This is a genomic window from Nissabacter sp. SGAir0207 (assembly GCF_005491205.1).
Taxonomy (GTDB): domain Bacteria; phylum Pseudomonadota; class Gammaproteobacteria; order Enterobacterales; family Enterobacteriaceae; genus Chimaeribacter.
The window spans coordinates 47005-61024 of the sequence record NZ_CP028041.1 but is presented as its reverse complement, the minus strand read 5'-3'; the positions used below and the strand labels follow the sequence as shown (position 1 = coordinate 61024).

At 54.2% G+C, this 14020-nt stretch carries 20 protein-coding genes; 2 read left to right on the top strand and 18 right to left on the bottom strand.

The window, feature by feature from the left end:
* Window positions 1–4: 4 nt before the first annotated feature.
* The 5 genes from traL to traM all read right to left on the bottom strand — a co-directional run bounded on the left by traL (window position 5) and on the right by traM (window position 2620).
* Window positions 5–313 (bottom strand): type IV conjugative transfer system protein TraL, encoded by a 309-nt coding sequence (traL, locus tag C1N62_RS22800; RefSeq protein WP_137766009.1) that lies wholly within the window; start codon window positions 311–313, stop codon window positions 5–7.
* An 11-nt stretch (window positions 314–324) separates the two neighbouring features.
* Complete coding sequence (locus C1N62_RS22795; RefSeq protein WP_240775872.1) at window positions 325–684, bottom strand: type IV conjugative transfer system pilin TraA; 360 nt, start codon at window positions 682–684, stop codon at window positions 325–327.
* Window positions 685–810: 126 nt separating this feature from the next.
* Window positions 811–1053: a TraY domain-containing protein gene (locus C1N62_RS22790; RefSeq protein WP_137766008.1), complete on the bottom strand. Its 243-nt coding sequence runs from the start codon at window positions 1051–1053 to the stop codon at window positions 811–813.
* Between the two features lie 110 nt (window positions 1054–1163).
* Window positions 1164–1886 (bottom strand): PAS domain-containing protein, encoded by a 723-nt coding sequence (locus C1N62_RS22785; RefSeq protein WP_137766007.1) that lies wholly within the window; start codon window positions 1884–1886, stop codon window positions 1164–1166.
* A 335-nt stretch (window positions 1887–2221) separates the two neighbouring features.
* The gene (gene traM, locus C1N62_RS22780; protein WP_137766006.1) at window positions 2222–2620 is read right to left on the bottom strand and encodes a conjugal transfer relaxosome DNA-binding protein TraM; all 399 of its coding nucleotides are present in this window, start codon (window positions 2618–2620) and stop codon (window positions 2222–2224) included.
* Between the two features lie 438 nt (window positions 2621–3058).
* Here traM and C1N62_RS22775 point away from each other — a divergent pair, with 438 nt between their 5' ends.
* Window positions 3059–3517 carry a transglycosylase SLT domain-containing protein gene (locus C1N62_RS22775; RefSeq protein WP_137766005.1) on the top strand — a complete coding sequence of 153 codons (459 nt, stop codon included), beginning with the start codon at window positions 3059–3061 and terminating at the stop codon, window positions 3515–3517.
* Window positions 3518–3909: 392 nt separating this feature from the next.
* Here the strand turns inward: C1N62_RS22775 and C1N62_RS22770 are convergent, their stop codons facing one another.
* The 13 genes from C1N62_RS22770 to C1N62_RS22710 form a co-directional block, all read right to left on the bottom strand.
* A complete protein-coding gene (locus C1N62_RS22770) occupies window positions 3910–4698 on the bottom strand; it encodes a DUF932 domain-containing protein (protein WP_137766004.1) in 789 nt (262 codons plus the stop codon).
* A gap of 16 nt (window positions 4699–4714) precedes the next feature.
* Window positions 4715–5338 (bottom strand): hypothetical protein, encoded by a 624-nt coding sequence (locus C1N62_RS22765; RefSeq protein ID WP_137766003.1) that lies wholly within the window; start codon window positions 5336–5338, stop codon window positions 4715–4717.
* Window positions 5339–6104: 766 nt separating this feature from the next.
* The gene (locus C1N62_RS22760; protein WP_137766002.1) at window positions 6105–6332 is read right to left on the bottom strand and encodes a hypothetical protein; all 228 of its coding nucleotides are present in this window, start codon (window positions 6330–6332) and stop codon (window positions 6105–6107) included.
* Between the two features lie 845 nt (window positions 6333–7177).
* Window positions 7178–7435 (bottom strand): hypothetical protein, encoded by a 258-nt coding sequence (locus C1N62_RS22755; RefSeq protein ID WP_137766001.1) that lies wholly within the window; start codon window positions 7433–7435, stop codon window positions 7178–7180.
* 474 nt (window positions 7436–7909) lie between these two features.
* Entirely contained in the window at window positions 7910–8467 is a 558-nt protein-coding gene (locus tag C1N62_RS22750; RefSeq protein WP_137766000.1) for a hypothetical protein, read from the bottom strand.
* Window positions 8468–9750: 1283 nt separating this feature from the next.
* On the bottom strand, window positions 9751–10236 hold the full coding sequence (locus tag C1N62_RS22745) for a hypothetical protein (protein WP_137765999.1): 486 nt from the start codon (window positions 10234–10236) through the stop codon (window positions 9751–9753).
* Complete coding sequence (locus C1N62_RS22740; protein WP_137765998.1) at window positions 10229–10549, bottom strand: hypothetical protein; 321 nt, start codon at window positions 10547–10549, stop codon at window positions 10229–10231. Before C1N62_RS22740 ends, C1N62_RS22745 begins: the two co-directional genes overlap by 8 nt.
* A complete protein-coding gene (locus C1N62_RS22735; protein ID WP_137765997.1) occupies window positions 10543–10968 on the bottom strand; it encodes a hypothetical protein in 426 nt (141 codons plus the stop codon). The genes C1N62_RS22740 and C1N62_RS22735 overlap by 7 nt, the downstream gene beginning before the upstream one ends.
* A gap of 10 nt (window positions 10969–10978) precedes the next feature.
* Window positions 10979–11233 (bottom strand): hypothetical protein, encoded by a 255-nt coding sequence (locus C1N62_RS22730; protein WP_206057809.1) that lies wholly within the window; start codon window positions 11231–11233, stop codon window positions 10979–10981.
* Between the two features lie 625 nt (window positions 11234–11858).
* Window positions 11859–12158, bottom strand: a complete 300-nt coding sequence (locus C1N62_RS22725; protein ID WP_137765995.1) for a TrfB-related DNA-binding protein — start codon at window positions 12156–12158, stop codon at window positions 11859–11861.
* A 104-nt stretch (window positions 12159–12262) separates the two neighbouring features.
* Complete coding sequence (locus tag C1N62_RS22720) at window positions 12263–12577, bottom strand: hypothetical protein (RefSeq protein ID WP_137765994.1); 315 nt, start codon at window positions 12575–12577, stop codon at window positions 12263–12265.
* Window positions 12568–12831: a hypothetical protein gene (locus C1N62_RS22715; protein ID WP_137765993.1), complete on the bottom strand. Its 264-nt coding sequence runs from the start codon at window positions 12829–12831 to the stop codon at window positions 12568–12570. The genes C1N62_RS22720 and C1N62_RS22715 overlap by 10 nt, the downstream gene beginning before the upstream one ends.
* Window positions 12832–13228: 397 nt before the next feature.
* Window positions 13229–13468: a DNA polymerase III subunit theta gene (locus C1N62_RS22710; RefSeq protein WP_137765992.1), complete on the bottom strand. Its 240-nt coding sequence runs from the start codon at window positions 13466–13468 to the stop codon at window positions 13229–13231.
* Between the two features lie 120 nt (window positions 13469–13588).
* Here C1N62_RS22710 and umuD point away from each other — a divergent pair, with 120 nt between their 5' ends.
* Window positions 13589–14020 carry a translesion error-prone DNA polymerase V autoproteolytic subunit gene (gene umuD / locus C1N62_RS22705; RefSeq protein WP_137765991.1) on the top strand — a complete coding sequence of 144 codons (432 nt, stop codon included), beginning with the start codon at window positions 13589–13591 and terminating at the stop codon, window positions 14018–14020.

Below are 14020 nucleotides of genomic sequence, written 5' to 3'. Positions count from 1 at the left end.
CGCCTTATTTGATCCACTGCCGAAAACTGGAGTCAGGGATAGTTTTGAATACGGTTCTGAAAAGAAGGGTGGGGAAATACCAGTAGAGGAAGTTGTACATCCACATACTGCTTTTTCCCCGTTTAGCCGTGCGTATCAGAAGCCATACCATCACTGCCGCCCCCAGCCCCCACAGCTGTTTGTGTGTCAACAGTCCCCCGATGATCAGGGGGAGTGTTGGCACTGCTTCATCCAGCGGGAGACCCAGAAAGCGACTCTGCTCTGACAGCGTTTTCGGGAAACGGAATTGAGCTAAATCGTCACCCGAACTCACCGCGCCTCCTATTAGCCCACGAGGCCGAAAGCAACGTTCAGGAATACCATCACGATGGCTACACCGCCCAGGGCGAAGATATTCCGGGTTTTGATATAGGTGACGATACCAACGAAGATCTCACCGAAAATAATCCAGCCAGCCAGGGAAGAATCCCCGCCGAAAGTATCACTGACGGTCTGCTGGCCACCTGCGGCCAAATCCTCTGCCCGCACTACGCCGGTAAACATCAGCATCGCCAAAGCCGGCACCAGTGATAATTTTGCCAGGCGAACTGCGTTGTGTTTATTCATAAAGGCCAGACCTTTTTCAGAGAGGCGTTTCACAGCATTGGACATACGAGTACCCTTACCATTAATGGCTAATTTCATGGTTTATTTCCTATAAGAGGTAAAAAATAATGTCTGCCAGCCGGTGCAAATAACCCACCGGTATAGCGCCGTGAATACATTCAGAGGCAAATCCAGGCGCTATAACTGTTGTTATCAGGGGCTTCATTATTTGTCTTTAGGGCAATACTCACTAATGTGTCGTTTATCCTCCATCCGCTGCTGTAATACATCAGGGGTCAGATAATGCTCAAAGCGTTTTAGATGATCGGCTAATCTAATTTGAGCCTCAATCTTTTTTGAGCGGCCGGACACTTTGGCCGCCTCAATTAAAAATCCATTACTTTCTGCGCTGAGCACCACTGTTACCAGAGTTTCACCATGCTCGGGTTGAGATGACGAGTCTTTCACTCACGAAGCCTCCTTGGTTGGCGTGGAATTCATTATTAAGTAAAATTTTTAGAGAGTCGCCCCCCAAATCTGGGGCATTTTTCGAGAAAATAGTAATAACGGAAAAACCCCTAATAACCATTGGTTATATACGGCGTTCTTTCCGGTACTTCTTTTAACCACTCCAGGGCTATTACCTTTGCTTGGAATTCTTCAAAAGTATTCACGCCTATTTTTGAATAAAGTAGCACCGTCGTTTTACGTACATGATCGGCTGATATTCCTAAACTTATAGATATATCCAGCTTTGACCACCCCATTACAAGAGGCCAGGCTATCTCCCATTGCTTCCTCGAAAAAACAGAATAGGGTGTGACAAGCGCCCTGTCATGCTCGTTTAGTTTTATATTTTTAATCTTGACGGAATTAAATGGGAATATATTACACTCGCACAATTGCCAACATGTGCCTATGTAGATGCCAGATGGATTTTTGATAGGAACAAAAATTGCAGAGGACAAAACTCTTCTTGAGTCTTTTGGCGATAACATGGGTACGATGCATGTTTTTTTAGAAGAAAAAAGAATAGCATCATTTTCCAAGCTAAATAGCTTGGCTTTAAGTCCATCTAAATTAGTTGTCATCTCCTCTAACTTTCTACCGATAAGAAAAGAAGCGTTTTTTGCGCCCAGGCAGTGCGCAAAGATAGGATTCATGTAGACAAACCTGCCTACTGAGTCACGAATACACCAGGCATCCGGAGAACTATCAAAGAAAGAGTACACAAAACTATCAGACAGTAAAGAATGTACTTGAGATCTACCAGAGGAGATCGTAGCATCACGGGCAGCCATAACAGCCTCCTAGTCAGGTTGATGTGGTTAGCCAGCTAAGTCGGGCGCAATCCGACTTATGCTGGCGATTAATAATTTCAGTTCATATAGATTTCTTGCCCTTCTAAATTTCACTTCAGATAATTCATCACAGTTCTATAAACTTACAATTACTTTATAGAAATCCGACAAAGACTCAAGGTAAAAATATTTAGTAACCGGTTTACAAATTTATATAACTTTAATTTTAAGATTTCCCTTAGCAGGATATCGTAAAGAGTAGTAGCCAAATAATAAACCTTGTAAACTTAAACTAGGCCAATTCTAAATATATATTAGATATACAAATGTATATGCTATTCATTGCTATCCTCTTCGTCATCAAGTGCCGGAAACATTTTACTGTTGATCTCATCAGCCTCATCGTTGATTTTTTCAATTACCCGAGCCAAAGAAAAACTTTCGTTATTTGTAAGCTCTGGAAGCAAAGACAAGACCCCCAATAGCTTTTGACTTGTTATCCTTGCACGAACAGCGTTATCGAGGAGAAGCTTATTGAACTCAGTTTGATTAAAGGGATCGGTTCTATTTTCCCTTTGAAGACGATAGACCCTCAACCCAAGCTCTACCAACATAGATACTGTATTAGAGAAGCTTGCATCTTGGTTAGAAGCACCTTCAGCACGGCGGCTTTCAACAATTGAATTAACTTCTTCGATAACATCATTGTTTAGAAAAGCTTGTACTCTTGGCATTGTTTCCTCTTATTTATAGGGTAGACATTGTATTATTTAGAATAGGTATAGCACGAGTACACTCTAGAGTACACTCTAAACAAAAAATAATCAAAAAATAGAGTACACTCTAGAGTATACTCTACATATGTAATTGATTTAAAATTGTAAGTATAAGAAGAGTATAGCTATACTCGTAAAAGAGTATATGTAGAGTACATAGCGAGTATAGTTTTTTAACCAAAACTCAAAAAGAAACAATGCAAGAACATTAACAAACTGATTTTAAAGTAAAATCTTGCAAGACACTGTCTTGCGTGGGGTGTGCCCATGACGTACCAAAGAGAAGGATGATCGATTTGATAGCGGTTTTTAAGGCTTGCACATATCCGTGGGGTTCCTTTTTTCCACCAAAATGGCATAGTGGGGTTTATTCCCGGCCCCCTGAAGGTAATGACTATGCGAAAGGTTATGTTATTCTCGGTGCTCGTGCTCTCGTTCGGCACCCAAGCCAATGATTGTTTTGATATGGCGGGGCGCGATTATAAAATCGATCCCGATTTACTCCGCGCAATATCATGGAACGAATCACGGTTCAAGACTGACGCCATTGGTAAGAACCCGGTCACCGGATATGGGGCGGGGCTGATGCAAATAGACTCGCAGAACTTCCCACACCTGGCGCAATTCGGTATTACGCCACAGCAGTTAAAATCAGACGCCTGCATGAACATCTACACGGGGGCGTACTACCTGGCGCTGGCCTTTAAACGCTGGGGGATGAACTGGAATGCCGTGGGGGCATACAATGCCGGGTTCGACCCTGCACCGCGACAGGTAGAACGTCGCAACAGTTATGCGAGGAAAATTTATAACACATATATATCGCTCAAGGCACAAAGACAAACGCCTCGCTGACAGAGTTCGAAAAACTTATCCCCATATTCACATGAGATAAAGCCAGTGAGTTTTACCCCCACCAAGGGGTAAAGCGAACGGGAGCGGTTTTTTTCGCGGAGCAAGCGAAAAAAACGTCGATTGTGAATATGGGGGTAAGTTTTTTCTAACCAGGGCGTCCCCTTTGGGGACAGCGGTACAACGGAAATTTATTTTCGTTGGGGCGGGCAGGGGAATTAAAGTCGGCCCCCTCAATGGGGGCTGGCTTTAACAGGCGCGGTATTTCACCCTGTCACAGTATCGGGTCAAAGACGCAAGCACACCGCAACAACAAAAAAAGCCGGACTATATCCGGCCTTTCCTGATTGCAGGGGTTTTCAGCTTTTCAGCGTCTGCATTTTCTCAGCCAGTGACTACAGGGCACGGTTAAGTTTAATATCGCCATCGATGCCGTTAATCGCTCGCGTTCGGGTTCGCTTGCCTTTCGCATTGCGCCCATTTATTCCACCCTTTATCATGTTTTCCTGCACACGCTGGTAAGTCGTCCACAAATCATTTTTATCATCCTGCCAGCGACGCGGCCTTAACACATCGGTTTCAGTGACCGGAATAACCTCACTGCCTTCATAACGATATTCTAATGCGGCACCGGCAAAAGCTTCCTGCTCATACTTATTCAGGCTAATGGATTTCATCTGTTCGGCGCCGGCTTCGACCTTATCGAAAATACCCAGCACCTCATAGGCACCTTCAATAACCTGGCTGACAATATCACCTTTATGGGGCATGCGAACTTCGCCCAATGTCGTACCGCATACCATGCCGTTACAGCAGACAAAACGAAACATGCCTGGGATCATCTGGTAGCTGCTCGACCCGTCATGGCTGTTGAGCAGAATAATTTCCGGCACCTCAGTACCCACGATATTGTTCTCCCGACGCAGACGCAGCATATGTTTTGTGTGCCCGCGTTTCTCAGCATCCCGCACGCGGGTCTGGCAGGCATAAAAAGGTTGGAAACCTTCTTTTCGCAAATTGTCCAACAAGGTGATGGTAGGAATATAGGTATAGCGTTCACTGCGTGAATCATGTTTTTCTTCTGAAAAAATACTTGGCACGGCATAGCGCAATTCATCATCCGTTAACGGACGGTCTTTACGGATCTGATTAACATAACCAAAACGGGAAGCTAAAGTTGCCATGATACTTTCTCCTGAGTTAGAAAACGTTAGAGGCGGGTGATGCCGTGCGGTTAATAAGGGCGTTGACTTCTTCATGTTTCCAGTAACGCGAATGGATTAGAGAAAGCCCAAGTATTTTTTCCTGACGTGTTTCAGGCCAGCCGTAATTTAAAGAGTCGACTTTATTCATCACCTCGACAAAATCGCGCAGCGTCGCCACTGGGGTAACCCATTGCACCTCCTGATCAATCACCGCGCCCAGCGCCAGATCGTTATGGCGGTCAAGGATGCGCACGAATTCAGGCGCAAAGCGTCCAGAGTGACCATCTGGAACACCGTAAACCAGCTGGCACAGATCGGTTTTGTACCCGCTGATTTTCCATTGGGCATAGATCGCTTCAATCTTGCGCACGGCGTCGCGCAGGCTGGTAAACGCACCAAACTCCCATTCGCCATAGCAGTACCGTTTGCCTGAACCCGGCTCGGAATCATCTTCCGGTAAGGTATATTGCCCCTCTACCTCAAGGTAAAATTGCGTCTGATAGACATCTTCACGCAGCGAAACTCCCGGCTCATAAGCAGAAGGATAAAAACGGGGTTTGCCCCCTGTCTCACTGGATTCCTTCGTCGCGGTTTTGACGTTGACGTTGTGTGTCTGCATGTTGGTGTTCTCCTGTAGGTGGATGGATGTCTCACTTGGAACCTCGCCGCAACCGCGAAAACAGCCCCGGCCGGATAAGGCACGGGTCAACCGGCACGGCAAAGCCGCAGCGTAAGCGAGCAACGCGAGTGCGAACGGGTGCAGACGGGACGGTTGATGCGGGCCGCGGCTGGGGCAGATTTCAGCGGGGCGAGGGGCCACAGTGAGACGGAGTCCACCGGACACACAACATGCAGACACTCCGGAACGGCAACGCCGGGCCGGGCCTCAGCGGCCATGCCTGCATGGCCAGTGAACGCGCTGGCGCAAGCCAGCTGCACGGGGTTGACCTGGCAGTTGCCATCAGACCCTAGCCGGCAGGCCCGAAACCCGCAGGGGTTCGGCGGAGCTTACCGGCTTGCCGGTTAGCGGAGTGGGGCTTGACGACTGGCCGGCCTGCCGGTCAGGAGCCGAAGGGGGCCAGGGGGTGGCTGTTGCTGTTGCCGTAAAGAGAACAGTGGCGATCCCGCCGCAGGAGAACACGCCGGCAGATGCACCATCACAGTCAGGGGCATTCCCTCAGGAGGAGAAGCAGCAGGCACAGGAAGCCAGGAGGAGATCAGCGCAGGCGAAGGGAGAAGGCCGGTGCGTCAGCACCGGCTTTTCCCGGCCCGCAGGGCTGCCCGTGTTTTAGGCGGGCTTACAGCCATGCACAGACCGGAGGGCGGCGGCGCACAGGGTGGTCAGATGTGCGGTGATAAGGGAGGGGGCGCCCCCTCCCCCGGCATCATAAGACGCCCAAGAGTTTAAAGATCAGCGTAGTTACCGTCACAACCGCACCGATGATGCCACTGGAAATTGCCAGCGGATACCAGAAAGTTTCACGGTTATATTTAACGGCCTCGGCATGGAGCTTTTTCGTTTCTGCCATCAGCTTGCTGGTTTCTGCCATCTGCTTGGCAATTTCCGCGTTGATTTTGGCGATGTTCAGTTCATTCATGTCAGTGACCGACATTGGTTTACCCTTTTCGGGCAGGGACACAGCCTGTCTGTATCCCTGCTATCAGTATATCCCGGCGGCCTGCTTTACACTATGCCGCCGGATGAATTTCAAACAATGCGCATGGCGCGTGCAATCAGCCTTGGCGGCCAGCGCCACTGGGTTTGCCCCCCGTCTCACTGGATTCCTTCGTCGCGGTGTTGACGTTGACGTTGTGTGTCTGCATGTTGGTGTTCTCCTGTAGGTGGATGGATGTCTCACTTGGAACCTCGCCGCAACCGCGAATATGCCCCGACCGGTTAAGGCACGGGTCAACCGGCACGGCAAAGCCGCAGCGCAAGCGAGCAACGCGAGTGCGAACGGGTGCAGACGGGACGGTTGACGCGGGCCGCGGTTGGGGCAGATTTCAGCGGGGCGAGGGGCCACAGTGAGACGGAGTCCACCGGACACACAACGTGCAGACACCCCGGAACGGCAACGCCGGGCCGGGCCTTAGCGGCCATGCCTGCATGGCCAGTGAACGCGCTGGCGCAAGCCAGCTGCACGGGGTTGAGCCTTGCCGTTCGCCATCAGACCCTAGCCGACAGGCCCGAAACCCGCAGGGGTTCGGCGGAGCTTACCGGCTTGCCGGTTAGCGCAGTGGGGCTGACGACTGGCCGGCCTGCCGGTCAGGCGCCGAAGGGGGCCATGCCCTTTGGGGGTGGCCGTTCAGGCGGTTGACCTGAGCAGACACGACGACGACCCGGCAAGCAGGCATCAGCCCGGACAGGGATCACACGGGGCACGCAACACAGCATGGGCAATCAATGGGCAGGAAACAGCAGGCGCGCCGGGCACGCCTGTCAGGGCCATGGGCATGCTTACCTTGTAGCAAGCACGTAAGTGATATACACGACCAGAGCCAGCAGGGCGGTGACCATGGCCCGCAGGCCGCTTTTCACCATCAGCGGCTTGGGATCACCGTAGTGGAACAGCATGGCAATCAGGCAGCAGACCCACGGCACATACATCAGTGCCATGGCATGGGTGGTATACAGAAACAGGTGGCCCAGCACGGCCAGCACAATCCCCACTGGAAAGGCGATCCTGTTGTTGGCATAGAGCGTCTTAACGTTCATCACACCTCCTGTTAATGGCTGAGCTAAGTGTAGCGTCCCCGGCCTTTGCGCGCCTGGCGAAGCCAGGAAGTCGCGCGTGGCGGTTGAGCCTTGCCGTTCGCCATCAGACCCTAGCCGGCAGGCCCGAAACCCGCAGGGGTTCGGCGGAGCTTACCGGCACAGCCGGTTAGCGCAGTGGGGCTGACGACTGGCCGGCCTGCCGGTCAGGCGCCGAAGGGGGCCATGCCCTTTGGGGGTGGGCCGTTGACCTGCCAGACCTTGACCTGACAGAGAACCCCCTCCCCCGGCCACCGCTCCAGAGCGCCGCATCGCCTTCCGCTACGGTAAAAAGGCACACGGGGCAGGCGAAAGAGAGCGGCGTAGCCGCTCCCTTTCTTTTGCCGGGTGGCCCTGCCGTGAGGGGCTGGCAGCGCGCACCCGGCCGCCGGCCGCGCACCGGTTAACAGCGGCAGGGGAAGCCTGCCGCCGCGTTAGTCAGAAGAAGGCGTCCTCCTCCTGTGAGGGCGGGTTCAAGTAGCACTCAGGCCAGAGGCGATCATTGCGTATCTCGGGATCGGAGAAATACTTCATGGCAAAACAAGAGCCAACCAGATCGAACTCGGTGCAGCCGGTGGCGTCATTGGTCACCTCGTCGAGGATGACTTCCAGCACATCGTTGATGAACACGTCGGTCGGCTCATGATCGTAATAGCGGCACGGGCTAAGAAATCGCCCCCCTTCCACCCCCCTGCCCAGCGGGGCGAGGAACGTCAGGAGGTGCCCTGTTGGCTCACCGTCACGCGTCAGCCGCTCGCCCGTCACCTTATGGGCCAGCGCCTTCGTGCCCGGAAAAATCTCCGGGCCTTCAATGGCGGTGATTTTCACCAACTCGGTGTAGCACGTGATGCGCTCTTTGGCATTGTGATAGCTGGGGATCATGTCTTGCATACTGCCTCCAATATGACGGGCGAAAGCGGGTGTTGACGTGGGGGTTTCCCCCTGTCTCTTTAGATTTTTCGCTGCGGTTTTGACGTTGACGTTCTGTGCCTGCATGTTGGTATCCTCCGTGGGTTGATGTCTGTCTCTCCGAGTTCCTCGCCGCAACCGCGAATATGCCCCGACCGGATAAGGCACGGGTCAACCGGCACGGCAAAGCCGCAGCGCAAGCGAGCAACGCGAGTGCGAACGGGTGCAGACGGGACGGTTGATGCGGGCCGCGGTTGGGGCAGATTTCAGCGGGGCGAGGCACCGGAGGGACAGACACCCCCTGAGGGCACAACATGCAGGCACCCCGGAACGGCAACGCCGTTCCGGTCATCAGCGGCCATGCCTGCATGGCCAGTGAACGCGCTGGCGCAAGCCAGCTGCACGGGGTTGAGCCTTGCCGTTTGCCATCAGACCCTAGCCGGCAGGCCCGAAACCCGCAGGGGTTCGGCGGAGCTTACCGGCACAGCCGGTTAGCGCAGTGGGGCTGACGACTGGCCGGCCTGCCGGTCAGGCGCCGAAGGGGGCCATGCCTTTTGGGGGTGGGCCGTTGACCTGAGATGGTCACCCCAACAGCCGCCGAGGAGCACCCCCTGCCCAGCCAGACCCAATGACAGCATCCCGCCACGGTGGGCAACACAGGCCCTGCAACGGGCGTATGGGGCGGTAAGCAGGCCAGGTCATGGGCACGAAAGGCGATGCAGGCAGATAGGCTCAGACGGGCAGGGTATGCCCAATGGGCGTCATCACCGTGGCCGCAGACGCGTGCCGCTAGCGCAGTCGTGCCGCAGGCGCGGCTGACCGCCCCCGGCGGACGGGACGCATGGAGCGGTAAATTGCCCAGGTCATGGCGACGAAAGGCGAGGCAGGCAGATAGGCTCAGACGGGCAGGATAGGCCCAATAAGCGTCATCACCGTGGCCGCAGACGCGTGCCGCTAGCGCAGTCGTGCCGCAGGCGCGGCTGACCGCCCCCGGCGGCCGGGACGTATGGGGCGGTAAACTGCCCAGGTCATGGCGACGAAAGGCGAGGCCGGCAGATAGGCTCAGACGGGCAGGATAGGCCCAATGGGCGTCATCACCGTGGCCCCAGACGCATGCCGCTAGCGCAGTCGTGCCGCAGGCACGGCTGGCCGCCCCTGGCGGCTGGTGGGTCAATCTGCCCTCAGGTATCACCCCCTATGCTTTATCGACCAGGAGGCCCTCCCCGGACACATGGCCCCTTTACCTGCCACGCCACGGGTGGCATGATAACGGGGCATCGTTGACTCCGGTCAGTGTGTGTCTCTGTTGCCCCGACTCGTCGCACAGTGCAGGGGCGGGAGCACCGGCAAGCCTGCTTGCCGGTTTTCTCTTACCGCAGGTTATACACCACCCTGTAATCCGTATTTTCCTCCCCCTGTCCCAGCGGCTCCACCCGTATCACGTTATGTGCCACCCCATGCAGGCACAGGATGTGTTCGACCTGCTCAAATAACGGCTGCGCCTCACTCAACGGGAACCACAGGTCATTGTCCGCCCCGCATAGCCGGCGGTGTGAACAGAAATGGATGGCCAGCCTGTCTCGTTGCCGGGCGACGATAATGGTGACCACTGCCCGGCCGCTGGTCAACATGTCCTCCACATCGTGCCAGCCCCACTCCTCATTGTCTGGCCGCGGGGCGTGAAGGTTCACACATGGCTTGGTGAGGGCTTTGCTTATCTGCTCGGCCACCATACCAAGATCAGGCAGTTGCATTTCTTCTGTGCAGGTGATGAATGTCCCGTTCAGGAACAACCCCTGTTCATCGTTATCGAGCGTGATCAGTACCAGGCTCTGCTTAAACGTCGCTTTATCCATGTTTTTTCTCCTCATCGTTGACTTCCAGCTCAAAAAGCAGCCCTGACGCGCTCAGCAGCCGTTCAGCGCGGGTGGGGTCATCCAGACGCAGGCCCAGGTGGTTTACCAAATGCAGCAGGTCAATCATCAGATCCTGGATGTTGCTCTCAACCGGCTCATCATGTGTGTCCGCAGCGTGCACAAATGCCCGCAGTGCCTGTGCAGCCAGTGCCCGGCGTTGGGCATTGCTGGTGGGTTGCCCTGCCAGAAGCGTCAGGGTCTGGCCTATTTCCGCGATGTCCTCGTGTGAAGCCAGAGGAATTGTGCTCAGCATGGCCGCACCTCCCATTTCACGCGGCGTAGCACCGTTGCCAGTCCCTCTATCCGTTTGCCGCACACAAAGCCCGTGCCGTTGAAACAATACCGGCAGGCCGTCACGCCCCCACTGCCCCAATGGAACCGCACGACGTAGTAAGTGTTCTCGTTGATCTCAACCAGCGCCTCAATGACGGCATCATCCAGCCGGCACCACTCCAGCCGGTTCTCACAGCTCCGGGCGATCAGCAGGTACTTCATCAGGCGCGCCTGGGGGTTGAGCCTGTCGGTTCCCACGTCCTCCTGATAGCAGGCGCGGATCTCCTGCCACCGCAGGATTTTGCGATACAGGGCCTCGCCCTGCTCTGGCGCCAGGCCAGGCTGGTGAAGCTGGTGGCACAGGCGATCAAACAACGATGTCAGATGGTAGGTTTTCATGATGGTGTCCTCAGCCGATGCGCCAGGTTGTCATGGCCAGCTCATCGCAGGCAGCGATGGGGCGACCCTCTTTCAGCATCAGCTGGTACGTGTCCGGGCAGTGATCGCTCATGAGCGTCAGACGCTGACACCCCGGCACGTCCAGCGCCTCGATGGATTGCGTGTCCTGACCGTTTTTCACCACGGTGGTATAGAGCGCCAGAAAGTGCTCCACACTCATCTCCCCAGTGGGGATCACGTAGTAGATGTCCTGCATACGCTGCATGGGAAAGCCCGTGGGGGTTAACCCCGTCTCACTGGATTCCTTCGTCGCGGTGTTGACGTTGACGTTGTGTGTCTGCATGTTGGTGTTCTCCTGTAGGTGGATGGATGTCTCACTTGGAACCTCGCCGCAACCGCGAAAACAGCCCCGGCCGGATAAGGCACGGGTCAACGGGCACGGCAAAGCCGCAGCGCAAGCGAGCAACGCGAGTGCGAACGGGTGCAGACGGGACGGTTGACGCGGGCCGCGGTTGGGGCAGATTTCAGCGGGGCGAGGGGCCACAGTGAGACGGAGTCCACCGGACACACAACGTGCAGACACCCCGGAACGGCAACGCCGGGCCGGGCCTTAGCGGCCATGCCTGCATGGCCAGTGAACGCGCTGGCGCAAGCCAGCTGCACGGGGTTGACCTGGGGGTTGCCATCAGACCCTAGCCGGCAGGCCCGAAACCCGCAGGGGTTCGGCGGAGCTTACCGGCTTGCCGGTTAGCGCAGTGGGGCTTGACGACTGACCGGCCTGCCGGTCAGGAGCCGAAGGGGGCCAGGAGGTAAATCTTGTGCTTAAGAGAGGTTGGAATACGTTTCAATCTGGCAAATATTTTTACTTTTCTTGTAACAAGACCAACTAATCACTTCTTCTCGTACTGCTTAGCCATGGCTCTGACTTCTTTAGCCTTGTCTGGTGGTAACCACACCAATACAGGCTCCAAAACAGAAAGGTCTTTTGCTTCCATAATCTTTCTGACACGGGCTACCGCCGCATAAACTGCCTGGCGTGATACGTTGTGCTCCTTTGCTACATCAATGCCCTGACGCCCTTCTACCAATACGGCCCTGACAATATCTGCGGTCTGGCGACTCAGCTTGTACAGTGCTGGCGACAGCTTGTCCCACTCCTCTTGCGTGATCGTTTTCTCTTGGTTTGTCATGCTTCCTCGCTATGTGTATCCGGCTCAACGATTTTGCTCAGTATACGGTAATCACATAGCCTTCCAAGCTTCTAAACAGGGCGGTCGAACTCACAGGCTGCCCTTTATGTTGCTGAATTGCTTTTGCCAGTGTCATGCCCATGACGCCTCAGATGCCGCTTATGCGCCTTGGTTTGCATAGCCCGTCGAGCACATTCCTCCCGTTCCTTTCGAACCTCCTCCTTCATCCAGAGTAAGAAGGTGACAATCAGAGAGATCAGCAGAAAGATGGCTATCAGCCATAGCAAAGGCCCCAGGTAATACAGGGCAATGCCCTGTTCAGCGGATTTTGCCTCTGCATTCTCTGTGCATACCAGCATCACCCACGGCACAAAATGCAGGTATTGCCTGGCACTATTCGTCAGTTTTTTTACATCCATTCGCCAGACTCCTGCCGATATTGGATTTGAACCACTTTTTCGGCCTGCACTGGAAATTCCAGCAGCGGAGCAGCCCGGTCAGTGTATTGCCCCAGAAACACCCCCTCGTAGCAGGTACAGAAGCCTTCATCCAGCAAGCGGAAAGGGATACCTAAGCTTGCAACGTCCTCGAGCTTACAGCAGGTTTTTTGTGGCCCCAGGGTGTTCATGGGAATGCCTTTTTTCACATCTTTGGTGATGATCCACGCGTGCATAACCTTCTCCTGTATCACTGAAAATAAGGGTAAATTTCTGAGGAGCACTTTCTAAGCTGCCTAATAGACCAGCATCTTGCCGCCTCATAAACAGGATAGATTTTGCACGCCCCCTTTGTCAATACATGACAACATGAATTTGTCATTAGTTTACGAAGGCGAAAAAAAACCACCTTTCGGTGGCCCTTTTCATGGCTGACATGCTGCGTGCATCAAGGTCATGGCATCATCAAGCGTGCGGCGGTGCCAGCCACGCATAACGGTGCTATACCAGCGCCAATGGCCTCTGTCCTTCAGGATTTTGGATGGTCATTGGTCATCTAGTCTACGCCTGCGAAAAGTAACGCGGCGATGAGGGGCATGCTGTAAAGCAGGAGTTACCCTGGGCTGCTCTGCTCTAAAAGCGTTTAGGCGCTGGCGGCTCATAGGGCAGGGTTTCAAATTGTCCCGAGATCTGGCGGTAATGTTGCACACGCTCGCGAAAGTAGGCCCGCAGATGTTCAGGCTGTTCACGTTCGACCAGCTCTGGCACCACCGGCATGTTGTACCGCTCTTTATAGGCAACCCCACTGGCCGCCAGATCCACATTGACCTTTTCTCGTTCAGCATCAGGCTTTGCCGCCAAATTAAAACTCATTGTCGTGCTCCGAAAGTGGAGAATACGGTGATTTTAACCGCACTCAGCGGCCCTGTGTCTTTTCAATCAGTAACTTTCTCATATACTGGATAAATATACAGTTAATAGAGGAGGTTCAATATGACAATCAGCAGCCCGTTTTATCAGCCAGGCGAAGAAATGCCTGCTCTTGCTATCCCGTTGTTTTTGGAGCGTTGCCAGGCAGGTTTCCCGTCGCCCGCGGCTGATTACGTGGAGCGCACCCTGGATCTGAATGAGTACTGCATCCGCCATCCCAGTGCAACATACTTTGTCCGTGCAGAGGGCGACTCCATGTCACAGGGAGGCATTTCCAGTGGAGATTTGCTGATTGTTGATCGCTCTGAAAAACCCGGCCACGGTGATATTGTGATTGCGGCCGTAGACGGTGAGTTTACCGTCAAGCGGCTGATGCTACGTCCCCGCCTTGGGCTGTTCCCCATGAACCCGGCCTTCCCTCCCTTGTATGTTGACCCGGACACACTGGAGATTTTCGGCAAGGTGATGCATATCATCCACAGTGTGGGACGATGA